Consider the following 23,568-nt stretch of genomic DNA (forward strand, 5'->3'; position numbering starts at 1 on the left):
TCCAACGATCCCTTCCATGTTTTTTATAGGTCCTGCCTGCATTACCAGTCACATGCCTGTTTTATTACTTGCATAATACCATGCTTTATTTGAAAACGCAACCACCGTTTTAAAAATATTTTGCTAAGCCTTTTGCTGAAACGAGAAGTTTGCTACACTTAGTGGATAATCAGTTATTTCGTCTTCCTTGGCTTGCACCAGAAGCAAGAAGAACATCGCTGGCTAAACGTATCACAAGAAAGGATGAATCGGATGACTTCATTGAATCACTCACTGCATGTTGCCGTCCCAACAGCATTTGACCATGCAGAAAGACTTGACACGAAAAGGACGATCGCTCATATCTTGCAACTGCAAAAGCAAGGGATCAAATCGGTTTTGGTGTGTGGCTCCACCGGTGAACAGCATTCATTGACTTTAACAGAAAAAAAACAGCTTCTACATGCCTTAGCGCAAGAAACCAGCTGGGCAGCCGATTTCGAAGTCCTCTTCGGTTTAGCTGGCATTGTATTTCATGAAACGCTCGCGTTGGCAGAAGCAATCAGCAAAAATCCCCGAATCGATGGTGTGGTTTTAGGCTTTCCCCCTTATCTTTGCCTGACCCAAAAGGAAGCCGTCCTCTATGCTCAGGGATTGATCCATACTTGCGAAAAACCAGTTATTTTATACAACAATCCCCGCCGCACGGGCTTTGATTTATCTGCAGAAAGTCTCTTGACCTTGATCGCTGACCCTCGGGTGATCGGCTTAAAAGAAGCTGGCAGTAAGGAGCGAGTGCCTCAACTAAAAACAAAGACGGCTGCCGATTTTCGTTTTTATGCTGGTGGTGAAGCGGACTTGGCGGAAAAGGTCGCACTAGGGTTTAACGGGCTGTCATCAATGGCAGGAAACCTTTGTCCCGAGGAGATCCAGGTGATTTGGCAAGGGTTACTCAAAGGTGCTGCAACGATTTCTACGTCGAATGAATGGCAGAAAATGGAACAAGCAGCTGCCGGCGATCCAACAGATACCATCAGCTATCTTCCGTGGCTCAAGCAGCAAATCACCATTGATGGACAGCCCTTTGGCTTTTGTCGTCAGCCGCTAGGTCTAGAAACGAGTGATCGGTTTGGCACTGGCTCAATTCCCCCTCATCTAGCATAAGAAAGGCAGGAGAACCAGACAAATGAAGATTGATTCACAACTAAAGCACTATATTGAAAGCTCCATCATCCCACAATACAACCAATTGGATAGCAGTCACTCCCCAGCGCACGTCCACCAAGTGATCCAAAATAGTTTTGAGATTGCTGAAACATTGCCTGTTGACCTGAATATCGTCTATACGGTAGCTGCCTACCATGATATCGGCTTGCTCTATGGCCGCAAAAACCACGAAAGCAATTCCCGCAAGATCGTTGAACAAGATGCTGTGTTGCCACACTTTTTCTCTCCTCCAGTCATTTCAATGATCGGCGAAGCAGTAGAAGACCATCGTGCTTCGCTGCCCTATGAGCCTCGCTCGCTTTATGGCAAAATTATTTCCGAAGCCGATCGTGACTTAGATTTTGAGCGAATCCTCAAGCGAACCTTGCTTTTTGCTTATGAGAAAAAGCAACTCACAGATCTAGAACAATTGCACCAAGAAGCGTATCAGTACATTTCAAAGAAATATGGTCCTCAAAGTGAGCTGAAGGTTTGGTTGGATTATCGCAAAAACCAAGACGGTTTGGCGATCATTTATCAAAAATTAGCACAACCTGAAAGCTTCCGCCACACCTTTGAAAAAATCGTGCCGTTAGTTATCGCTACAAGCAAAGAAACTGACGATTGACACTTTGATCCAGCACCAGACTTTAAATAGAAACCCTCTGATTTCAAAATACGCCAAGTGTTTGCGTGCGCTGAATCAGAGGGCTTTTACTGTTATCCTAGTTCTTTTTTCACTAAAATCCCCCGCTCCTTCGCTGCTCCTACGCTCCTATTGAAATCAGGGGGCAGCAACTGGTTTTCTTCAATCAACAGACGCCCTTCTAAATAACCTTCCTTTTTTCACCGAATTTACTCTTTGTAAGCAAGATAGTTTGCTGAAAATAAAAAAAATGGTATTTTTATTTTATCAAGTGATAAAATATTAGGAGGAATCGTTATGTTTTTGGCAATCAATGAAATACGCCATTCCAAATTGCGTTACGCCCTAGTCACAGGGGTCATGTTTTTAATCGCCTATTTGGTCTTTTTTTTAACTGGGTTAGCTTATGGGTTGGCTCAAGATAATCGGATGGCGGTCGACAAATGGGAGGCAGATCAAATTTTGTTGACCGAAGAAGCAAATGATAATTTAAACATGTCGATGCTTCCTCGCAGTCTTTATGATGAAGTCGATGCACCAGAAAAAGCAGTTTTGGCGCAAACCGCTGGAGTTGTGACCAAAAAAGACAACGGTGAAAAAGTCGATGTCACCTTTTTCGGCATTGATCCAGATCAATTTTTAGCACCCAATATTACCGATGGCGAGATGTTTGCTTCAGATGATGAAGCGGTCGCCGACAGCAGTATTGAGGAAGAATACGGGATTTCCATTGGTGACACCATCAAATTAGCAGGCAGTGACAAAAAATTGAAAATCGTCGGTTTTACAGATAACGCCCGCTTCAGTGTCGCTCCGGTCCTCTACACCTCGATCGGTGCTTATCAAGAAATTCGTTTTGAAAAAGAAGATGATTCTGAAAATGCCCGTATCAACGCGATCGTGACTCGTGGCAAAATCAAAGAAGTGCCAGATGATCTGGTCGCTACGGATATCAGCAAATTTATTAATGAATTGCCTGGTTACAACGCACAAGTGCTGACCTTTGGCTTTATGATCGGGTTCTTGATCGTGATCGCTGCCATCGTTATCGGTATTTTTATCTATGTGCTAACGATGCAAAAATCAGAAATTTTTGGTGTCATGAAAGCTCAAGGGATCTCTAGCCGCTACATTGCTTTTTCGGTGATCGCCCAAACGTTCTTGTTGGCCACCTCGGGTGTTTTGATCGGTGGGTTGGCAACGATCGGTACCGCCCTCGTGTTACCTGCGGCAGTGCCATTCCAAATCAATCTATTATTCTTTGCTAGTATCAGTGTAATGATGATTCTGATCGCGATGCTAGGTGCTTTCTTCTCGGTGCGAACGATTGTAAAAATCGACCCATTGAAAGCAATCGGATAGGAGGAAAAAACATGAGTGCCATTGAATTCAAACAAGTCAAAAAATCATTTAAAGATGGGGACGCGACGATTGAAGCCTTGAAAGAAACCAACTTTTCGGTAGAAAAAGGCGAATTTGTCGCCATCATCGGTCCTTCCGGCTCTGGGAAAAGTACCTTTCTGACGATTGCCGGTGGTCTACAAGCTCCCTCTGAAGGCGAAGTATTTATCAATGACGAACCTTTTAGTAAACAAAAAGAAAAGCAACGGGCAAAAACTCGTTTCAAAAAGATCGGCTTTATTTTACAAGCTTCCAACCTTGTCCCTTTTTTGACGGTCAAAAAGCAACTTCAATTGGTGGATAAGGTCAGCAAAGAACCCCAAAAGCAATCAGCTACTGAATTGTTTGAACAACTAGGGATTGAAAAGCTGCAGAACAAATACCCCGATGAACTATCTGGTGGTGAAAGGCAGCGTGTGGCTATTGCCCGAGCGCTCTATCATGATCCCACCATCATTTTGGCAGATGAACCAACGGCGAGTCTTGATTCAAAAAAAGCCGTCGAAGTCGTCAAAATCTTAGCAAAAGAAACCAAAGAAAAACAAAAAGCCACCATTATGGTGACCCATGATACCCGTTTGACAGATTATTGTGATCGGGTCCTCGTCATGAAGGATGGCGTTTTAGAAGAAAAAGAACACACGAAAAAAGAAGCCGAATCAAGTGATTCGCAGAAGGAGCAAGCATGAAAAAAATTATTGTTGTCGGTGCGGGCGTGTCAGGATTAGCTGCTGCTGTCCGTTTGCAAAAACTTGGCTATGACGTCACCCTCTACGAAAAAGAAGGTCAACCTGGGGGCAAAATGAATCAGATCAAGGAAAACGGCTTTACCTTTGATGTGGGACCCACCATCGTGATGATGCCTGAAATTTATCGTGAAGTGTTTGAATTTGCTGGCGTTGATCCGAATGACTATATTCCTATGGAGAAAGTCGATCCGATGCTGCAGCTGTATTTTGCTCAAGACGAACCGCTGACCTTCTCAAACGACTTAGTAGAATTGACCAAAACGCTAGAAGCGATCTCGGAAGAAGATGCTCAAGGCTATTTTGCCTTTTTAGCAGATATTTACAAACGCTATGTGATCGCCAAAGAGTCCTTCATCACCAAGTCGTTTCGGACATGGCGAGACTTTTACAATCCCAAATCATTATGGGCAGGGTTAAAGCTGCGAACGTTTAGTGACGCCTACTCTTCCATTTCTAAATTTGTCAAAGATGATCGCCTGCGAAAATCATTGGCGTTTCAAACCTTGTATATCGGTGTCTCCCCTTACCAAGGGCCGTCCCTTTATACCATCATCCCTATGATCGAGTTGATGTATGGGGTCTATTTCATCAAAGGCGGCATGTATACATTAGCCACTGGTATGGCACGTTTGTTCCAAGAATTAGGCGGAACGATCCATTACAATACCCCAATCGATGAATTATTGATCGAAAACAAGCAAACCAAAGGCGTTCGTGTCAATGGAAAAACGATCACCGCAGATGCTGTGATTTGTGCGGCTGATTTTCCTTATGCTATGGAAAGCTTGATTCCTGATGAATCAAAACGCGGCAAATATACCAATCAAAAAATCGCTTCGATGGATTACTCTTGTTCTTGTTTCTTGCTTTATTTAGGACTGGACAAAAAATATGAAGATAGCGCACTCCATAGCATTTATTTTGCTAATGATTTTAAACGCAATGTAGACGATCTTTTCGAGGCTGGCAAGCTGCCAGAAGATCCTTCCTTCTACTTGTATCGTCCAACCCTGAAAGATGCTTCCTTAGCACCTGATGGTCAAGAAGGTCTTTATGTTTTAGTCCCAGTACCTGAATTATCTAAATTTGATCAATGGACGGATGAAACGATTCAAAGCTACCGCCAGCAGATCATTGGATTATTAAAAGAAAAAACGATCTTTACGGATATCGATGAACACATCGTGTATGAAAAAATGTATACGCCAGATACGTTCAATGATCGGTTCAATGCCTACAACGGTGCGACATTTGGCTTGAAACCAACCTTGGCGCAAAGCAATTACTATCGTCCCCATAATAAATTTGATTATGCAGAAGGCCTATACTTCTGCGGCAGCAGTACGCATCCGGGAGCGGGTGTGCCAATCGTGATGCAAAGTGCCAAGTTAGCTGTGGAGGAGTTGTTAAAAGATGACCGTTAAATCATTAAGCGTCTTTGATGAATACGACAACGATTTTTTATACTGTGAGGCCATCATAAAAAAGCATTCGAAAAACTTTCATACCGCCTTTTCTCAATTGCCAAAAGACAAAGCACGCGCCGTCTATGCCGTCTACGCCTTTTGCCGACGTGCCGATGATGCCGTCGATGAAAAGCATGACCCATTGTTGATCGAAGCCATGAAAAAACGCTTGGAAGAAATACAAGAACTATTAACCGGCGATGCGATCGACTTGCCGCAAGCCATCAAGGAAGAAGATCCTGATGAAGCCATTTGGCGGGCATTGACCCTTTCTTTCCAACAGTTTGACCTACAGTTTCAACCCTTTTTCGATCTATTGGTGGGACAAAAACAAGACCTTGACTTCCAGCAGCCCACCTCTGAAAAAGAGCTTTCCGACTATAGTTACTACGTAGCCGGCAGTGTGGGTCTGATGCTCTTGCCGATTCTCTCACAAACAGCCGCTGTGATTCAAGAGCCCGCCATAAAATTGGGTGAAGCGATGCAACGCACCAATATTTTACGTGATATTGGCGAGGATCTGCGAATGGGCCGCATCTATTTGCCACAAACGGTCTTGGCGCAATTCAACCTTTCGCGAGAGGCATTAGCAGCTGGCAATCAAAACCAGCAGTTTATCGAGATGTGGGAACACGAAGCGCAACTTGCTGAGACGCTTTATCAGGAATCTTTTGTAATGATGCCGCAAATCGATGAAGATTGCCGTGAAGCTCTATTAGCAGCTGCTTTGATCTATCGGGAAATCTTGACTGTGATCCGCAAAAACAACTATCAAGTATTTGCTGAAAAAACAGCGGTACCGAAACAACGGAAAATCCAACTTTTGTTTACCGCGAAAAAAATGCTTCGTCAGGAACGTTGGGAGGGCTGACTTTGAACTTGCGAGAAAAAATATTACGAGTCGCAGAAAACCTGTTTATGCAGCAGGGGTATCAAGCAACTTCTACTAGACAGATCGCAGAAGCCGTCGGCATCACCCAACCCAATCTTTATTATCACTTCAAAGGCAAAGAAGCCATCTATTATGAAGTGATGGTCTCTTTGGCACAAGAGGTTTCTGGAAAACTAAATCAGACTGTTGAAGATACTTCCTTGACGATCTCTGAAAAAATCTTAAACATGTTTCTTTTTTTAAGAAGTCGGCATCGCATCAATTTTTATATGATGATGCACGACATTCAGCATACCGTTTCTGAGGACACTTCAAAAAAACTGTACTTGCTTTGGCGGAAAAATTACAAAGAACCGTTTCTTGACTTGTTCCGTCGCAGTGATTCCAATCTTCGTTCGGATGTCGATCCAGAATTTGTTACCAGCCAGTTGTTAGTGCTGATGGCGGCTCACTTGGACTCACCGGGAAAAGAAGACAAAATGCCAGAAGCGATCGATTTGTTTTTATTCGGTGCACTAGGCAGTGGGCCAATTGCGAAATAGCGAGTCCAATTGGGTAATGCGCGAGAAAAATTATTAGACGAATTTCTGACAATCGAGTACACTGATCCTGTAAACTGGAACATAAAAGGATGGATGTACATGTCAAAAAATCGAATCGAAGCCTTTACGGATGCGGTCATTGCGATCGTAATGACCTTATTAGTACTGGAATTGCACCAGCCCGAAGGCGATACATTTGCTTCTTTTTTAGGAGTGGAACAGCAATTTATTATTTATTTGATCAGCTTTGTGATGTTAGCGATCTACTGGAACAATCACCATCATCTATTTCAAGTAGTATCTAAAATTGACGGTTGGACCTTGTGGGCGAATCATTTATTGATCCTGGCACTAACCCTCTTTCCTTTTGTAACGTCATGGGTCAGTCGTTATCCAGTCGCTCTTGCCCCTCAGCTGCTATACGGGTCTGTCATTTTATTGACGGATTTCAGCTATTTCCTTGTAGGAAAGTCCTTGGTGCGTGCCAACCCTGACAATCAAGCCATCGTAGAACTGTTTCGCGGATACAAGAAACTCTACTTTACGTTGTTTATCAACGTGCTGGCATTGCTCCTCGGCTGGCTGGTCCATCCACTACTTATCATCACGCTGGATAGTCTCGTGCTATTGTTGTGGGTGATCCCTGAGAAAAAAGTAGAAACCTTTTTAAAACAATAAAAACACTTGCGGTCTTCTCCTAAAATCGATGGATGATTTCGCAAAAGCAGCCGATTGTTCTGCTTTTGCGCAGTTATCCATCAGGAGAAGGATGCAAGTGTTTTTTCTAGCGAATCAAGTCTTTCCCTGGTGCCTGTAAGACTTGTTCCACTTGTTCTTTGGTGGTTAAGGGGACATCTCCCAGCATCGTATGAGCCAATACAGCATTCGTGATTGCAAAATCAGCGGTGCGTTGGAGCGACCATTTTTCGGCATAGCCTAATAATACACCAGCGGCATAGGCATCCCCTGCCCCGATCCGATCCAAGACTTGCAGCAGCTGCGGTGCCGTTTCATAGGCATCCTGCGCCGTAATGATTCTTCCACTGATAAACTGCTTGTCTTCCACGGCTAGACGGCGTGTCCCGCAGAACCATTCTAGTTGATACTGGTCAATAAAGGATTGGATCAACGCAAGCTCGGCGCCTTCTGTTTCCTCTAAGGGATATGCCAGCAGCTCCTCCAAGTCACGGACAGAGCCGAAAACTAGATCACAATAAGGTAGAATCGTTTCATACCGTTGTTTTAGTACCTCCCGATTTAATTCTTCATTCAAGCTTGGGCGGAAGTTAAAATCAAAGCAGACGCGAATCTGCTTTACATGGGCCTGTTTCGCCAAAGCCAATGCAGTTTGCCAGGTTCTCTCAGTCAAACTAAGAGAGATCCCGCAAATATGAATGAGATCGACTGTTTCTAGAAATTCATCGATGGCATATTCTTCTGGACCTGAAACGCCAAAGGAACTATGATGGCGATTTTGATAAGTCACGTAAGTCGGACGAGCGCCGTAGCCGATCTCGGCGAAATAACTGCCGATATGGCTGTATTTTTTGCCAACAAATGCTGTTTGAATCCCATAGGAACGCAAGCTGGCTTTCGCCGTATCCCCTAAACGGTTGGCTGGCACTTGTGTCAGCATCGAGGTGGTCAAGCCGAAATGCGCCAAATTGCCTAACAGATTGACCCCTGTTCCTGTAAAATCCATCCGCAAAGAGTGGGTCTGTTCCAGTGTTCGATATTCTGGTGGCGTCAATCGCATCATTACCTCACCGTAAGCACCGATCCGCATCATTGATCCCCCCTATTTGGCTGCTGCCAACACCTTTTTCGTCATTTCTGCTAATGTCTGTACATCTTCAGGGCGTGTGTTCCCTGTTTCGCCATCGATGATCGAGCTGTAAATATGTGGAATGATTTTTTTTACTCCTGCATCAACAGCGATCTGCAAGATTTCTTCAAAGTTTTCTAAATCGATGCCGCCGGTCGGTTCCAAATAAAAATCATTCGCAGCACAAGCCTCTGCTACTGCTTGATACTCTGCTTTATGAGCCAACCCTTTCATTGGAAAATACTTGATAGAACTAGCCCCCATGTCTTTTAATAAAGCGATCGCTGTTTCGACGGGGACTTCTGCAGCTGGAGTTTGTGAACTCAATGGTCCAGTAGCAATATTGACATAGCCGACTTTTCCCGTTGGTGAAACAAGGGCATTGACGATCGTTTCAGATTGTCCTAACAAAGCTCGTGAGGTCCCTGCCCCCGTGAATACTTGGTTGACATGCTGTGGCTGTAGAACAGCGGAAATTCGGGAGACCATTTCACTTTGGTTGGGGTCGCCAGCACCAAGCCCAACAGAAAGGGCATTATTTGTTGCCGCTTGATAGGTTTTCATGTCAACGATGGCTGCCTCATCGCTAGCATAATTTTTTGATAAAACACCTAGGACGATGTTGCCCTCTGCTGCTTCATAACAAGCTTTCGCATTTTCAACAGAGTTTGCTAACACATTCAGACAGACACGGTCAGCGAAATAATTGGGTGAAGTTTTCATTTTTGGGTTGCTCCTAACATAATTTCTTGTAAGCGATCGGTGATCACTGCCATTTCTTGTTCATTGACTGCTCGGATATCAAATTCAATAATGCCGTTATTGGCTTGGTATTCACGGGTATAAATCGCTGGTTCTCCCGCTTTTAGCGCGTCGATCACTGCTTTGGCACTTGGTTCTTTCACTTTGACACTCGCTCGATAAATGTCTCTGCCAGCGCTATCTTGAACGATTTTTGCTTCGAAACCAGTGATTTCATTGATTGCCGCAATAAATGGTTGTAGGCGCTCTTGCATCGAAGCGCCAGATTCTGTTCCCTCCGTTAGATAATCCGTCACGGCTTGGGTAAATCCGAGAATATTGTCTTTACCGATTTTCATTGCTCGACCAATACCTTTGGATTGCAGGCGCACCCAAGAGACATAGGGCTGCTTGCCGATCACTAAGCCAGCACTTGGTCCTGACAGTGCTTTCGCACCTGAATAGATCACTAAATCAGCACCTGCTTGGGTATAGGCAAACAAATCTTCCTCAGCAGCCGCATCAACGATCAATGGAAGATCGTGTGCCTTGGCAACTTGGGCCGTTTCTGCTACCGTCAGCATACTTTTTTGAACGGTATGATGACTCTTTATGTAGAGGATCCCCGCCGTTTCGGGCGTAATCATCTGTTCAATGTGCTCGGGTATGCACATATTGGCATAGCCTGCTTCTACGACTTTTCCGCCGCCTTGCGCCACCATCACTTCCACCGGTGTGCCATAATCTACGTTGTGGCCTTTGGGCAAAATGATCTCCCGCTTGCTGATTTTCTCACTGTATGGGTGGTACAAATGATAGCTGTCTCCTTGACCGATGAGTGCCGCCACTGATTGGGCGATTCCCGCCGAAGCGGAAGAAACGATTTGCGCATCTTCCGTTTTCAACAATTTTGCTAAATAGGCACCGGTTTTTTCTGCTAGATCTGCCATTTCAAAGAAATGCTCCCCGCCATAGCGCTGGGCTGCAAGCACGCCTTCGCTGACTTTCGAGACACCTAGAATCGTCATTTTGCCAGAAGCATTGATGACTTCTTTCAAGCCTAGTTCTTCAATATTCAGTGTCAAAAAGTTCCCCTCCTATCACCGCTTTTTGCGGCACGATCTGTTGTGTCGTGATTCGGCGATTGCCGTTAGAATCCGTCAATTCCTTTTCGCCCTCTTCAAAGCGGAAAATCGTAAAATCAGCATCATATCCCAATGCGATCTCGCCTTTGTTCTGTAAATGAAATTGCTTCGCAGGGGCACTGGTCACCTTCTCGATGATCTCACGCCAATCATACCCTACGACCGCTAATTTTTCCATAGTCGTCGCTAAATCAAAAACAGGTCCATTGGTACGATTGCGGATGTAGATATCCGTACTAATGGAAGAAGCCTTTAGCTGATTGGCAAAGGCCTTCTCCGCCACATCAAAGTTGAAACTGTCTGTCCCATGACCAATATCGAAGACCAAGCCTTTTTCATAGGCAGCAAAGACGAAAGGCTTGATGGTTTGGTTCGTCTGATCCAAAATCCCATTGGCTTTGCCGTTAAAGCAATGGGTCACCACATCGCCTGCTTCCAATTCAGCGAGAATCTCTGCTAAATTCGGTGGTGCTGAGCCGATGTGAACCATCAGAGGCAGCGGTTGATTTTCAGCCTGGATCGCTTTCGCTAATTTCAACGGTGTGATGCCATTTTCGCCGATCACCGTTTTGCTCATTCGGGCTTTGATTCCGACGATAAAGTCAGGAAACTTCTGCAGCGCTTCTTTGACCAATTCTTTTTTGACTTTTGACAGATCCGCAAGTTCATCCTGCTCTACGATCCCCCATTTGGAAATATTGACTAAAGCAAAGACATTGGTTTTGGCTTCTTTGGCTAAATCATAAAACCGATGGATATTTTCGGCGCCAGTCGTCCCCGCATCGATAACGGTCGTGACGCCTCGTTTGACACCGATCTCGTCTGGATAATCATAATAGAGCGTCATTTCCTCGAAACAATGGACATGGTCATCGATCCAACCAGCTGACAAGAACTCCCCTTCTGCTAAGGTCAGCTCTTGTTTCGCCTGCTCCTTCAACATGGGTGCCAGAGCAGTGATTTTGCCGTCTTGAATCCCAATATCAAATACTTTTTCATCGATCGTGCGGGCTTGACGAATAATCAAATCAAACATTTCGTTACACCTTCCTCTCTGTGAAAGTGAATTTCGACCAAGGATGGATAAAGGGCAGCAGAACTAACTCTTGTTCGACGATCGAACCGATTTTATTTTTTCGTGGATCTGAGTGAGGCTCCAGCACGACTTGCAGCTCGTTTTTGTACTTGCCAAAACGATCATTGCCGATCACAACGTCCCCTCGTTGAAAGACGCCTTCGTGGTCATGGACAGGATTGTCATGGTTCTTATACTTTTTACGAACTTCTGTGGAACGGATCATCCGATCGGTGATGTCGCCTCGACGGTAATGCTGCTCGTCCAGGGCGATTTGGCGTTCAACTTCATTGATTTCAGGCACAAATTCAATAGCAAATGCGGTCTGGTAGCGATCAATCGCTCCTAGTGCCGCCAATTCTGCTTCCGAAGCATAAGCATTGCCGATAATGACATCATCAATCAAGCCTGTGGCAAACAAATGCTTTGCGGCAGTTTCTACAGGCATTCTTCGGTGCATTTCTAAGGTCGGTAAGCCATCATTGATATCCCAAGGTCCGATCGTTCCCGTTTGAGAAGAGATAAATGCGGCGGTTCGAATGCCTTTTTCCTTGAAACGACGACTGCATTTTTCAAAGAAATCATAGGGTAAGGCAGTCCCTTCTTGCGGATAGAAATTGTGGCAGCCGTATAAGTAAGGAATGTTGGCTTGATAGGTCAAAATATTGTCTAAATACGCCACATCATTGCTCATATTCAATTCAACAGCTAAACCAAAGGGATTGTAGGTCAACATCGCTTCTTTGTTGCCGTCAAAACCTAAATCTAAACGAATCCCATCGGCACCTAGTTCATGGAAAAAGGTCAAGTCATCATAGGAGATGCCTAGTTCAGAAAAGATGGCTGGTGCCACGTCTAAAATCGTTTCATAGCCTAATCCTTTGGCAAAATCAATCAACGCTTTAAATTTTTTCTGCACGTTTTCTTTGCCGTCGCTCACTTCCAACATACTCATAAAAATGCGGCTAAAGCCATAATCATGGGCTAATTGCAGATAGGCTTTATCTGTTTCAAAATCACTGTGATCGGGATACACCGATACTCCTAGTTTTCTTTTCAACTTATCTCATCCTCATTTCTTCATAAAAAGCAGTAAAACGTGTCAGTAAAAGCGAACTGCAAACAATCGTCGCCGTCATCGTCAAAAATGGTCCCCACGGAAACTGACGGCTCAGTAGGATCGCTGCAGCAACGCCAAGAATCCCGAACAAAAGCATCCGCCAAAACGGCACTTCTTGAATTTTTTTCCCTTGTGCTGATTTTGTTAACCAAATTTGACAACCAAAAAATAAACAAATGGCATAAATCCCCATGTTTGCACCTCACTCTTTTTGTTTTGCTTAAGCGGCTGTTTCTTCTTCTTGCTCTCGGGCAATCTGCTGTTTCTCAAAGACTTTAAAGAATGGGTAATAGATTGCGAGTGTGATAAAGAAGTTGACGATCACTAAAATCGCTGCTGCGATACTCCAGTCCGTACTCATCCAGGCGGCGATTGGTGCTGGAATGGCAAACCCAAGTCTGGCAGCCATCATCGGTACAACACCGGTAATGGTAGCGAAGTAAGAAATCGTTGTCGTAATCAACGGTGCCACCAAGAAAGGAATACCTAAGATTGGGTTCATTACGATCGGTGCACCGAAAATCACTGGTTCATTGATATTGAATAGGCCTGGCAAGATGGACAAACGGCCCAATTGTTTCAAGTATTTTGATTTGGAGAAGAAGAACAAAACGACCAACGCTAAGGTCGTACCGGCTCCACCGATCCATACGAACCATTGTAAAAATTGTTCCGTAAAAATATTAGGCAATTCATGCGCATTGCCAGATGCTTGGAAGGCTTCCATATTTTCAGCGATGGAAATATCCCAGAAGGGACGAATGACAGGACCCATGATGGCTGGTCCATGAATTCCCAGTACCCAGAAGAAACAGATCAAGAAGACAGTCAATAAACCACCAAACAAACTGTTACCCGCTAGCACGTCTTTTAACGGCATCAACAAGTTACTTAAAAAGCCATTGATATCAAAACCGAGCATATGACGGATCACCCAGAACAAAATCAAGATCGCTCCACCGGGAATCAATGCCATAAATGAATTTGTCACTTCTGGCGGCACACCATCTGGCATTTTGATGGTGATATTTTTTACGATAAAGAAACGATAGATTTCAACGGACAAGATCGCCGTAACGATCGCACCAAACAAAGAGCCGGAACCTAGGTTGGCCACATTGATATAACGCCCGGCATCAATGATACCTTCCACAGAATCAAAGACTCGCAACGGTGGTGCAGCGGTTACAAGAAAGGACATCGTTGCTAAAATACCCGCAGTCAATGAATCCAGCTTGTAGCTTTTGGCTAGCGATGAAGCAATCCCATACGTTGCATATAATGCCAATAATCCGACTGTATAACGAAATGGAATATCCAAAACTTCCCGATACGGTTCGATCACCGCAGCGACCGATTCAATGGGGAAATTCAGCAAAATCGTAAAGAACGACCCAACGATCGTTAATGGTAAAGTAGCGATGATCCCCTTTCGAATCGCTACCATGTGCCGTTGCATCCCCACTTTATTTGCAATCGGCATCAATTTCTGTTCAATAAATTCTACAAACCCTTTCATAATTGCCTCCTTAGTTTATAACATTATAATGTTTATACAAGGATAATAGCACAGAGGATCAAGGTTCGTAAATAGTTTTTTAAACAGTAGATAGAATAATCTTTTCGCAATAACATTTCTTACAGTAACCATCAAGCGTCCTATCGTTGTCCTTTCGGTCGATACTGATACATAAATCGATTTTGGATGACGGTACAATTGATGATAAGTAACAAAATGAAAACTGGCGCCAAAGGAGTGCGGATCAACAGGAAAAACAAACTGAGTAAGAAAAGTAAGGAAACAAGTAATAGTTTCCAAAAAGCCAGCGTGATTCTAGCATTATTTTTTTCTAAAAGAAGATGGGTCAGAAAAATCAAGAGCAAACAACTCACTACTAGAACCATTCTACTCACCTTCTTTAACTGTTTCTAGCTCTTGCGCCACTTGAAGTTTCTCAAATGCTTTGAAGAATGGATAATAAATCGCTAACGAAACGAAGAAACAGACGAAGACCATCAAACAAGCAACCCAATTCCAATTTGAGGTAATCAATGCGCCAAGAGGTGCGGGAATCGAAAATGGTGGTTTGACCATCATCTTAGGCATCCAATCTAAAGCGGTAACGATATAGACTAAGATAGTATTAGCGATTGGCACAAGAATAAACGGAATTGCCAACAGTGGATTCATCACAATTGGCGTCCCAAAGATCATCGGTTCATTAATATTAAAAATCCCTGGTAAAATGGAAAGACGACCCAATTGTTTTAAATAGTTTGAACGAGAGAACATAAACAAAACAACCAATGCAAGCGTTGATCCTGTTCCACCCATTTGGGCATACCATTGATAAAATTGCTCGGTAAAAAGATTTGGTAGATCAAAGGCAGACATCCCATTTTGGAACAATTCTGCATTTTCTAAAATTGCCTGATCCCAAAACGGGCGAATGATGGGACCTAAAACGGCATGGCCATGAATACCCAATACCCAGAATACACAGATTACAAATTGTGTGATGATCCCACCAATCAAATTATTTCCCGTTAAGAACCCTTTTAAAGGAGAGATGGCGATCGTCAACAATCCATTTAAATCAAAACCAAAAAAGTGTCGCGGAATCCAAAAGACTAAGATAACTAGCAAGGTTGGTAGGAGTGCCGCAAAGGATTCTCCTACCACAGGAGGTACGCCTTCTGGCATCTTGATTTCCAAGTTTTTTGCTTTCGTAAAATGATAAATCTCTACTGAAACTAGCGCCGCAATGATCGCACCGAATAATCCTTGTGATCCAAGTGAAGCAATGGGTAAATACCTTCCTGCAAGTACGGCATCTCCTGTCGTGCTGATGCCTTCCGCCAAATTGATTGGAACGACCATTAAAATCGTTGCTAACATGGATAAAAACCCACTTGTTATCCGATCGAGTTTGTAACTTGCACCTAAGTTGGAGCCGATCGTAAATGAGGCATAGAGAGACATTAGCCCCACCGTAAATCGAAAAGGAATGTCAAGTGCCGGTAAATAAGGAGCGACCCATTCGGTATAACCAGGAATCGGCAAATTTAAAATAATGGTGAAAAAAGAACCAACGATCGTGAGCGGCAAAATAGAAATCAACCCATTTCGAATTGCCTGCAAGTGCCGCTGCTGTCCAATAGCATTGGCAATCGGTAATAACTTCATTGCAACCGAGTCTAAAACTTTCATTATAAAAACCTCCTAAAATTCGTTTGAAAAACCATTTCTTTGAATCACTTCTTTAAACCATAGACCAGACTTTTTCACCGTTTTTTCTCCTGTTTCTAAATCTAAGCGATAAAAGCCATAGCGATTTTTGAACGCATTTTGCCAACTCCAACAGTCCACAAATGTCCACATGTGATACCCCAGACAGTTACTACCCTCCGTCATTGCTTGGTGAAGCTCAATTAAATGCTCTTTTAAAAAAGCAATCCGATAGTTGTCTTGTACTTGCCCCCCTTCGATAAATGTTTCTTCTCCCTGAATCCCGATGCCATTTTCTGAAACAAACCAATCAATATTCCCATATTCTAACTGGATTTTTTTGGCGATATCATACAAGCCATGAGGATAAATCTCAATCCCCCTTGAAGTATTCATCCTTCTGCCGGGCATCTCGTAATCATCGTAAAACCATTCTGGCGAAAAAACTCCCTCGGGATTAGGCAATGATTCTTTGGCTTTCACTCGCCGTGGACGGTAATAATTGATCCCTAACAGATCAATCGTTGTTTCAGCAATCAAGGCAAGATCCTGTTCTTCCACTCGTGGCATTTGGTCGTAGCGCGTTAAAATAGCCTTTAACTCTTGAGGGTAACGACCTTTTAATATCGCTTCATTAAGGGAGCGAGTATAGAACAGGTCTGCCATTTCCGCTGCCTTTAAGTCGGCAGGATGCTGGCTTCTTGGGTAAACTGGGATCACATCCATGATGATACCGATTTTTCCTTGATAAGTTCCTTGTCGAAAGACCTTAACTGCCTCACAGTGAGCAAGGATGATATGGTGAAGTACTTGTGCCGCCCGTTTAAAATCTACTACATAAGGATAGTGTCGGTCATGCAAATAGCCGGCTTCTGCTGGAATCATCGGCTCATTAAAGGTAAACCAGTACGCAACTTTCTCATGAAATAAATCAAAACAAATTTTCGCATACGCCCGATACGCTTCGACGACCTCACGATTTTCAAATCCGCCGATTTCTTGTAATTTCATTGGCATGTCAAAGTGATAAAGATTGATAAACGGTTTGATGCCTCTTTGATTTAACCCATCAAGCATTCTGGTATAAAAGTCAACTGCTTCTGGATTGACTTCCCCTGTACCTTCGGGAATAAGACGTGACCAAGAGATCGAAGTCCGAAAAGAATTAAAAGAAAGTGCCTCCATTCGATCCAGATCCGCTTCCATTTCCTGATAAAACCTTGATGTATGTTCTGTTGTAACTCCTTCAAAAAACCGATGGTTATAGTTTTTTGATGCATAATCCCAAATGTTTTCTCCTTTATTGTCTCCAGCTATCGTTCCTTCTGATTGTGTCGCACTCGTTGCTGCACCCCAGAAAAAGTCCTTCGAAAAATTATACGCCATGTCGCCCTCCTACAATTCCTTTTTTACTAAGCGAAGCATCCGCTTACATTATTGAACAACGAAAGTATAGCATGAAGTAAAATCAATATAATGTTATAATCCAAAATAGAAAACGTATTCATTCCTTGTCATTTGTTCCACAAAAAAAACACTTTGTTACGGAGGTGCATCATGCTTTTTCTTGACTACAATCCTGAACTTACTGCACTAGAATACGAGGTTTACCGATTTGTATCAAAAAACTTGGCTTCAGTGTCTAAAATGAAGATGAAAGAACTTGCCAAAGAGACCCATACCAGTACTGCTAGTATTAGCCGCTTTTGCAAGAAATTTGAATGTAATACGTTTACTGAATTTAAGATCAATTTGCGCTTTTACTTAGATTCTCTCGTAAAATCTAAAATATCCGATAGTGATGAATCCCAAACAATTGATTTCTTGAAGCGAGTAAACCAGCCCTTTTTATCTGAAAGAATCGATCGAGCAACAGAGATTCTTAAGAACAAAAGCTTCGTGCTATTTATTGGATCAGGCTTATCTGAAACGATTGCGGAATATGGCGCACTCTATTTTACTGACTTGGGAAAAACGGCATTAAAAGTTGACGATCCCTCAAATTATCCTATCGACTGGTTTCCAGAAGACATATTGTGCAAAACCGGTATCATTGTTTTGTCTATTTCTGGGGAAACACAAGAAATGATTCGATACTTACAAAAGTTAAATCAAAAAGATTGTCAGATTATTGCCATCACGAATACGGAAGATTCAACCATCAGCCAGTTATCCGACTTAACGGTGCCCTATTACATCGAAAGAGAGACCATTTTTAAAGCCAGTCAAAAAAAAGAGAAAACCATTGAACTGACTTCTCAGCTACCAGCAATCTATTTAATTGAAAAAATCGCCAAAAGAATACGCCTATCAGAAGAACTTCTCTGATAGGCGTAGGTAGTTTTAATTATTCAGCGACCTTCACAATCAGTAACTAAATCAAATAAAAGTTCCACCAAATAAATGGCTGGAATTTGTGAGGACAATGAATCAGCTGCTTGATTATCGGAAAAATAATAAGCAAAGTTTCGCTCAGAAAGTTTGGCAATTGACGTTGTTGAACGATTTGTTAGTGAAATGGTCGAAATTCCAGCGATGGTAAATTCAGTAATCAAGGATTCAAGGAATGGATCGGCGCCTTTATTAGAAAAAACCAGCAACGTGGCTTCGCTACTTAAGGTTCGCCAAACAGATTTAATCGGTGCTACTTCTTCCTCTACGCTCACGATCTTATCTAAACGTGCAAACTTTTGTTGGGCATAGGTCAAAGAAAGTGTTGATTCCCTGTCACTGGCTAAGATCAAAAGTTTTGTTTTGCTTATTCGTTTAGCAATCGTTAATAATGTTTCTCGATAGAAGGATTCATCCATACGTTCAAAAAAATAGTGCAGGGCTTTTTTATCTTGTTTGAATAATCGATCAGTCTTTCCTTGTTTCTGTAACGTCTTTTTCAGCTTGATTTTAAATTCTGAAAAACCTTCGCAATCAAATTTTCGACAAAACCGTAGAACAGTCGTTGAGCTAGTTTTTGTTGCATCCGCCAACTCACGAATAGACATCGAACAGACTTCTGCTTGCTGATTTAATACGTACTGAAATAGTTGCCATTCTTTCTTACTAAATGACTTATTCTCGGCAGTGAGTTCCATCAGTTTTCTCCTTGCTGCGCACCTTCGCCTTCAAACCATCTTCTTCTCATAAATAAAATCATCCATCACAAACCCCGAACCAATCGTAACAGTACGTTCAGAAACACGTGTAAAGCCGCGATGCTCATAAACAGCGATCGCTTGCTGGTTTTGTTTGTTGACGTTTAAATGCAGCGTTTTGCCTGAGGCGATCTCCTCATACCAATCAAAGACTTGGCTGGCATAGCCTTTGCCTCTTGTGGATAGGTGGAGATACAATTTACTTAAATAAATCTGCTGCGGCGTTTCTTCATACGCTGTATACCCCACTGCTTGGTCACCTTCCATTAGTAAAAGATAGACGGCTCCTTGCTGGACTTCGTTTTGAATCGCTGCTGGTGATTGATAATGAGCCAGCATATACGCGACTTGATCCGAACCAATGATTGGTGTAAACACTTCTGGCCAGATTTCGTTGATCAAACGATCCAACGTTTGGAAGTCTTCTGGTGATTGAATGATTTTTTGTGTAATTGCCATAAGAATCCCTTCTCTCTGTTGCTGTGCGAAACAGAAACTCGCTTATAAATATCTCTATTATAAGGGAAGAACCAAAAAAAGAAAGGGCACGTTGAATAAAGATCCCTAAAAGTTTCAAAAGATGGTAAACTAGAAGTGAAAAAATGGCTACAAAAAGGAGGTAGCAATACGATGCAACTCTTACAACTACTTTTACTGGCAATCATTTTTGTTTCTTTCTTCTTGGTGTTGATTGGATGGGTTTTATCGATGACCAATGGCTTGATCTTTTCTCGTTTTCCTCAGCAATTTAAAGCACACGCTCATGATCCTAACTATGAAAAAGAACGACAAGCAGGCAAGCGCTTGAAAGAGATTATATTTCGACGCATTATTCCTTTAGGAATAGCTTCTTTGCTCGTCTATGGATTAACCGCACTATTAAACGTCCTTTAAAAGTTTTTAAAAAGACTTGAACGAATCAAAAAATAACCGGCATCTTTTCATGTTGATCAATGCTCCTTTCGCTTTCGCTGTGGGGAACATCAATGCATAAGATGCCGGTTTTTTTATTTGCTTACTGCTGCTTTAGAGGCTTGAACTTTTTTCAGTAAAGCGAAGAGGACTTGGCTATCATCGATAGCCGCAATATATTGTTGGCAAATTGCCATCATTTCTGTTTCATCCATTTTATCTAAAGAAATAACTAATTCATTTTCTACTACCTGCTTATTATTCATAGGGCTCCCTACTTTCTTCCTTTGTTACCTCTAGTTTGCCATGAATGAGCAGGTTCCGTAAGAACTTTTCAGTTTACAAACAGGAAACGGGTGGTTTACATCCTTGTCCTACCAAGGTTTTTCCAGAAAATTTATTCGGTAGCTGGCTCAATGTGGATGTCAGTATCAAACACCTGAAAACGATCAGCTAAGAGATCTTCAATAGCATCTGCCACGTTATGACTCTTTTCAACCGTCAAAGATTTGTCCATCGTCACGACGACATCAAGAAAAACATTGGCGCCATACATTCTTCCTCGAATCGATTTAACAGATTTCACTTCAGAAAAACCAGCGATTGCCGCTTCATACTCCACGACTAACGATTCATCAAACCCATCAGAAAGTGAAAAGGCACTCTCGCGAAAAATATCAACGGCGGTTTTGATAATCAAAAGAGCTACCACGATCGCAGTCAAACTGTCTAACCAACCGATACCAAATGAGGCGGCAAAAATAGCGATCGCCGTTCCAATACTCGTCCACGCATCGCTGCGGTTGTCTTTAGCAGCTGCTAGCAAAGCGGAGCTTTTTACGCGAGCGGATAATCGCTTATTGTAGTAATACATACCATACATCAAAATAGCTGAAATGATACCGACGACTGCCGCAATCATATCGGGACTTTGCGTTTCACCGAGTAGAATCGTTTGAATGGAGGACCATAAAACCTGCAGACCGACCGCCAGCATAATCAAGGATGTTACGAGACTCGCCACATTTTCTGCTTTCCAATGACCATATTTATGGTCTTCATCTGCTGGCTTTTGAGCCAAACGCAAACCGATCAAAACAGCGATAGACGCTACGATATCCGTCGCATTGTTTAATCCATCCGCCCATAATCCTTCAGAGTTTGCCAAACGACCAATAACTAGTTTGGCGATGGAAACAAAAATGTAGGCAACGATACTTAAGATAGCGCCTCTTTCTGCTTGTTTTAATTCTGCATATCTTGTTTGATTCATGTCATCCCCTCCAATTAGTCAACTTGAAAATAATAGCTGAAATTTTCATCAATTGCATCATTTATTTGAGAGATTTTATTTTTTAGGAGTGGCAAACATTCACTTCTAGTGAAACGAATTTCTGTTCTGAGGTTACCAAAAAAACAGGACTCCCAAGGGAATCCTGTTTTTTGCTTTTTTTCTTTCACAAAGAATCGCTGCTACTCGTTCACCAGCAGCTGTCGATTTCTTTCACTGAATTTCTCATTATGGGAAGAAACCATCGCCTGTGGGACACTGGTCGGCTCTAAATAGTGTTTGATTTGGTTGACTGCTTGCGCAGCATCTTGAAAGGCGCCTGCCAAAAGATTCACTTTGCCTTTGAAGTAATGGATGTCACCAGCTGCAAACACACCGGGATGGCTGGTTTTTGTTGGAATCTCACAGTTCAAATAAAAATCTTCATGACGTGCGAGATCAAAGGAAACTTTATCTAACAAGGCACTGTCCCGGTCATAGCCATGTTGGATCAACAAATGATCGCATAAAAAATCGATCGTTTCTTGGTTAGCACTGTTTTTTAATCTTAGAACCATATTGAAGGTTTCGGCTTGATTCACCCCGTCAATCGTGTGATTCATCAACACTTGAATCCCTTCTGCTTTCATCTTCTTTACTTGTGCTTCATGGGCCTTCAATTTCTCGCCCCGATAACAAAGCGAAACTTTTGCCCCATAAGACGCCGCTTCAATCGCATAATCAACTGCTGCATCCCCGCCGCCAGAGATCACAAGATGTTTGCCTTGGATCGCTTGCTGGTCAGGAAACTGATAGTGGATATAGTTGTCGACATTATTATGGATGAAACAAGGCAATTTTTGCGGAGAAACGACACCGCCGCCAATACAAACTAAAACGGTGCGTCCAACATGGGTCCTCCCTTGGTCATCCACTGCATAAAAAAGATCGTCTTCCTTGGTCAATTCGATGATTTTCGTTTTCAGATAGATCGTTGGATCAAACAACTTAGCCTGTTCAATCAAGTGTTCTTTGACTTTCTTCCCCTTGGTTGGCGGCAATGCACCCACATCCCAGACCATTTTTTCAGGATAAAAATTGATCTTCCCGCCTAATTCGGCTTGTGCTTCAAACAATACGACCGATAGATCACGTAATCCAGCATAAAAACTCGCATAGAGCCCCGTGGGCCCTCCTCCGATAATCAGAACATCTGCTATAGTGGTCATTGGCTAGCCTCCCTTTCATAAATGAAAATCATTCTCAATTAGTTAGTTCGATTATAGTCAACGAAACCGTGTTTGTAAAGAATTTTCTGAAAACAAATTAATTAACTTAGCCGATTATTTTTATTTACATTGTAAAGAAAAAAGCCTTTTCCTAAATATCTGCTAAAGAAAAAATGAGTAGAACGTTATTTTTTCTCATTTTATCTAGTGATATGTTTGTGATAGCTACTGACTTCAAGGTATACTCTTAGAAAGTAGGTGAAAAAATGAAAGTTGAAAAATGTTACGCACCCTTACCGGATGGGTCTGTCCTCTATTATGAAAAAACCGGTTCAGGATGCCCTCTTTTTTTATTGCACGGAAATGGCGGTAGCAGTGCCTATTTCTCAAAGCAGGTCGACGCATTGCGACAAAAACATCAATTGTACTTAATCGATAGCCGTGGGCATGGCAAGTCCACTAACACACAGAAAAAGATCGATTTTTTTAAAATGGCAACGGATCTTTTTGCAATCATTCAGCAAGAAAATTTGTCTAAAATCGCCCTATTAGGATTTAGTGATGGGGCTAATCTAGCAATGGTCTTTTGTCATCTTTACCCTGAGTATGTTAGTTGTATGATTTTAAACTCGGGCAATACTGAGCCACGGGGAGTTAGACTCTTTTCTCGAATGGGGAGTGTCTTGCAATATCTGATCGTTTGGCTTTGTTCCCCATTCTCAAAAGGAATGCGGGGCTTTCTCCCTATTTTGGGATTGTTGTTTCGTCCAATCGGTTTATCTACAGCCGATTTGAATCACCTCAGTGTGCCGACATTGATTTTGGTCGGCAAACGTGATTCGATCAAGCTTTCCCATTCATTTTATATTGCAAACAGTATCCCTCAGTCCAATTTTATCGTCGTCAAAGGACAAGGACATAGTTTTGCACGAAAGAATCCAGAGGTATTTAACACGAAAGTATTATCTTTTTTAGAAAAGGTCGGTGAATAA

25 protein-coding genes are annotated in these 23,568 nt (G+C 42.6%); 11 read left to right on the plus strand and 14 right to left on the minus strand.

Going from position 1 to position 23,568, the window contains the following annotated elements; genetic code table 11:
- Window positions 1-252: 252 nt before the first annotated feature.
- The 8 genes from ACIPK1_RS10020 (at window position 253) to ACIPK1_RS10055 (ending at window position 7,559) form a co-directional block, all read left to right on the plus strand.
- On the plus strand, window positions 253-1,143 hold the full coding sequence (locus ACIPK1_RS10020) for a dihydrodipicolinate synthase family protein (RefSeq protein WP_400450683.1): 891 nt from the start codon (window positions 253-255) through the stop codon (window positions 1,141-1,143).
- A 22-nt stretch (window positions 1,144-1,165) separates the two neighbouring features.
- Window positions 1,166-1,813 (plus strand): HD domain-containing protein, encoded by a 648-nt coding sequence (locus ACIPK1_RS10025; RefSeq protein WP_244731938.1) that lies wholly within the window; start codon window positions 1,166-1,168, stop codon window positions 1,811-1,813.
- Between the two features lie 315 nt (window positions 1,814-2,128).
- Window positions 2,129-3,193: an ABC transporter permease gene (locus ACIPK1_RS10030; RefSeq protein ID WP_142965718.1), complete on the plus strand. Its 1,065-nt coding sequence runs from the start codon at window positions 2,129-2,131 to the stop codon at window positions 3,191-3,193.
- A gap of 11 nt (window positions 3,194-3,204) precedes the next feature.
- The gene (locus ACIPK1_RS10035; RefSeq protein WP_194188315.1) at window positions 3,205-3,921 is read left to right on the plus strand and encodes an ABC transporter ATP-binding protein; all 717 of its coding nucleotides are present in this window, start codon (window positions 3,205-3,207) and stop codon (window positions 3,919-3,921) included.
- Complete coding sequence (locus ACIPK1_RS10040) at window positions 3,918-5,405, plus strand: phytoene desaturase family protein (protein WP_400450686.1); 1,488 nt, start codon at window positions 3,918-3,920, stop codon at window positions 5,403-5,405. Before ACIPK1_RS10035 ends, ACIPK1_RS10040 begins: the two co-directional genes overlap by 4 nt.
- The gene (locus tag ACIPK1_RS10045) at window positions 5,395-6,318 is read left to right on the plus strand and encodes a phytoene/squalene synthase family protein (protein ID WP_400450688.1); all 924 of its coding nucleotides are present in this window, start codon (window positions 5,395-5,397) and stop codon (window positions 6,316-6,318) included. Before ACIPK1_RS10040 ends, ACIPK1_RS10045 begins: the two co-directional genes overlap by 11 nt.
- 2 nt (window positions 6,319-6,320) lie before the next feature.
- Window positions 6,321-6,881 carry a TetR/AcrR family transcriptional regulator gene (locus ACIPK1_RS10050; protein WP_008378578.1) on the plus strand — a complete coding sequence of 187 codons (561 nt, stop codon included), beginning with the start codon at window positions 6,321-6,323 and terminating at the stop codon, window positions 6,879-6,881.
- 99 nt (window positions 6,882-6,980) lie between these two features.
- A complete protein-coding gene (locus ACIPK1_RS10055; protein ID WP_042890962.1) occupies window positions 6,981-7,559 on the plus strand; it encodes a TMEM175 family protein in 579 nt (192 codons plus the stop codon).
- A gap of 106 nt (window positions 7,560-7,665) precedes the next feature.
- Here the strand turns inward: ACIPK1_RS10055 and ACIPK1_RS10060 are convergent, their stop codons facing one another.
- The 9 genes from ACIPK1_RS10060 to ACIPK1_RS10100 all read right to left on the minus strand — a co-directional run bounded on the left by ACIPK1_RS10060 (window position 7,666) and on the right by ACIPK1_RS10100 (window position 17,402).
- Window positions 7,666-8,670, minus strand: coding sequence for a sugar kinase (locus ACIPK1_RS10060; RefSeq protein WP_144330558.1), 1,005 nt, complete (start codon window positions 8,668-8,670; stop codon window positions 7,666-7,668).
- A 9-nt stretch (window positions 8,671-8,679) separates the two neighbouring features.
- Window positions 8,680-9,429: a 2-dehydro-3-deoxy-phosphogluconate aldolase gene (locus ACIPK1_RS10065; RefSeq protein WP_142971944.1), complete on the minus strand. Its 750-nt coding sequence runs from the start codon at window positions 9,427-9,429 to the stop codon at window positions 8,680-8,682.
- Window positions 9,426-10,532: a DgaE family pyridoxal phosphate-dependent ammonia lyase gene (locus tag ACIPK1_RS10070; RefSeq protein ID WP_016620484.1), complete on the minus strand. Its 1,107-nt coding sequence runs from the start codon at window positions 10,530-10,532 to the stop codon at window positions 9,426-9,428. The genes ACIPK1_RS10065 and ACIPK1_RS10070 overlap by 4 nt, the downstream gene beginning before the upstream one ends.
- Window positions 10,516-11,628: an amidohydrolase/deacetylase family metallohydrolase gene (locus ACIPK1_RS10075; RefSeq protein WP_016620485.1), complete on the minus strand. Its 1,113-nt coding sequence runs from the start codon at window positions 11,626-11,628 to the stop codon at window positions 10,516-10,518. Before ACIPK1_RS10075 ends, ACIPK1_RS10070 begins: the two co-directional genes overlap by 17 nt.
- Window positions 11,629-11,632: 4 nt before the next feature.
- Complete coding sequence (locus ACIPK1_RS10080) at window positions 11,633-12,727, minus strand: DUF871 domain-containing protein (RefSeq protein WP_034872254.1); 1,095 nt, start codon at window positions 12,725-12,727, stop codon at window positions 11,633-11,635.
- Window position 12,728: 1 nt separating this feature from the next.
- Entirely contained in the window at window positions 12,729-12,980 is a 252-nt protein-coding gene (locus tag ACIPK1_RS10085; RefSeq protein WP_005235223.1) for a hypothetical protein, read from the minus strand.
- Window positions 12,981-13,007: 27 nt separating this feature from the next.
- On the minus strand, window positions 13,008-14,306 hold the full coding sequence (locus ACIPK1_RS10090; protein ID WP_005225702.1) for a PTS sugar transporter subunit IIC: 1,299 nt from the start codon (window positions 14,304-14,306) through the stop codon (window positions 13,008-13,010).
- Between the two features lie 387 nt (window positions 14,307-14,693).
- Window positions 14,694-15,998 carry a PTS sugar transporter subunit IIC gene (locus ACIPK1_RS10095; RefSeq protein ID WP_016620486.1) on the minus strand — a complete coding sequence of 435 codons (1,305 nt, stop codon included), beginning with the start codon at window positions 15,996-15,998 and terminating at the stop codon, window positions 14,694-14,696.
- A 12-nt stretch (window positions 15,999-16,010) separates the two neighbouring features.
- The gene (locus tag ACIPK1_RS10100) at window positions 16,011-17,402 is read right to left on the minus strand and encodes a glycoside hydrolase family 1 protein (RefSeq protein ID WP_016620487.1); all 1,392 of its coding nucleotides are present in this window, start codon (window positions 17,400-17,402) and stop codon (window positions 16,011-16,013) included.
- A gap of 171 nt (window positions 17,403-17,573) precedes the next feature.
- Between ACIPK1_RS10100 and ACIPK1_RS10105 the strand changes: the two genes are divergently transcribed.
- Window positions 17,574-18,344 carry a MurR/RpiR family transcriptional regulator gene (locus ACIPK1_RS10105; protein ID WP_016620488.1) on the plus strand — a complete coding sequence of 257 codons (771 nt, stop codon included), beginning with the start codon at window positions 17,574-17,576 and terminating at the stop codon, window positions 18,342-18,344.
- A gap of 23 nt (window positions 18,345-18,367) precedes the next feature.
- Here ACIPK1_RS10105 and ACIPK1_RS10110 read toward each other — a convergent pair whose 3' ends face one another.
- Both ACIPK1_RS10110 and ACIPK1_RS10115 read right to left on the minus strand, forming a co-directional pair.
- Window positions 18,368-19,105 carry a MurR/RpiR family transcriptional regulator gene (locus ACIPK1_RS10110; RefSeq protein ID WP_400450693.1) on the minus strand — a complete coding sequence of 246 codons (738 nt, stop codon included), beginning with the start codon at window positions 19,103-19,105 and terminating at the stop codon, window positions 18,368-18,370.
- Window positions 19,106-19,135: 30 nt separating this feature from the next.
- Window positions 19,136-19,624, minus strand: coding sequence for a GNAT family N-acetyltransferase (locus ACIPK1_RS10115; RefSeq protein ID WP_016620490.1), 489 nt, complete (start codon window positions 19,622-19,624; stop codon window positions 19,136-19,138).
- 171 nt (window positions 19,625-19,795) lie between these two features.
- Here ACIPK1_RS10115 and ACIPK1_RS10120 point away from each other — a divergent pair, with 171 nt between their 5' ends.
- On the plus strand, window positions 19,796-20,059 hold the full coding sequence (locus tag ACIPK1_RS10120; protein ID WP_042890964.1) for a hypothetical protein: 264 nt from the start codon (window positions 19,796-19,798) through the stop codon (window positions 20,057-20,059).
- Window positions 20,060-20,172: 113 nt separating this feature from the next.
- Here the strand turns inward: ACIPK1_RS10120 and ACIPK1_RS10125 are convergent, their stop codons facing one another.
- From ACIPK1_RS10125 to ACIPK1_RS10135, 3 genes are all read right to left on the minus strand, one after another.
- Window positions 20,173-20,343 (minus strand): hypothetical protein, encoded by a 171-nt coding sequence (locus ACIPK1_RS10125; protein ID WP_005235207.1) that lies wholly within the window; start codon window positions 20,341-20,343, stop codon window positions 20,173-20,175.
- Between the two features lie 131 nt (window positions 20,344-20,474).
- On the minus strand, window positions 20,475-21,350 hold the full coding sequence (locus ACIPK1_RS10130) for a cation diffusion facilitator family transporter (RefSeq protein WP_005235206.1): 876 nt from the start codon (window positions 21,348-21,350) through the stop codon (window positions 20,475-20,477).
- A 200-nt stretch (window positions 21,351-21,550) separates the two neighbouring features.
- Window positions 21,551-22,576 carry an NAD(P)/FAD-dependent oxidoreductase gene (locus ACIPK1_RS10135; protein WP_005235204.1) on the minus strand — a complete coding sequence of 342 codons (1,026 nt, stop codon included), beginning with the start codon at window positions 22,574-22,576 and terminating at the stop codon, window positions 21,551-21,553.
- 266 nt (window positions 22,577-22,842) lie between these two features.
- Here ACIPK1_RS10135 and ACIPK1_RS10140 point away from each other — a divergent pair, with 266 nt between their 5' ends.
- On the plus strand, window positions 22,843-23,568 hold the full coding sequence (locus tag ACIPK1_RS10140; protein ID WP_016620492.1) for an alpha/beta fold hydrolase: 726 nt from the start codon (window positions 22,843-22,845) through the stop codon (window positions 23,566-23,568).

The sequence above is a fragment of the Enterococcus sp. NPDC086594 genome, assembly GCF_044746145.1.
Lineage (GTDB): Bacteria > Bacillota > Bacilli > Lactobacillales > Enterococcaceae > Enterococcus_D > Enterococcus_D entomosocium.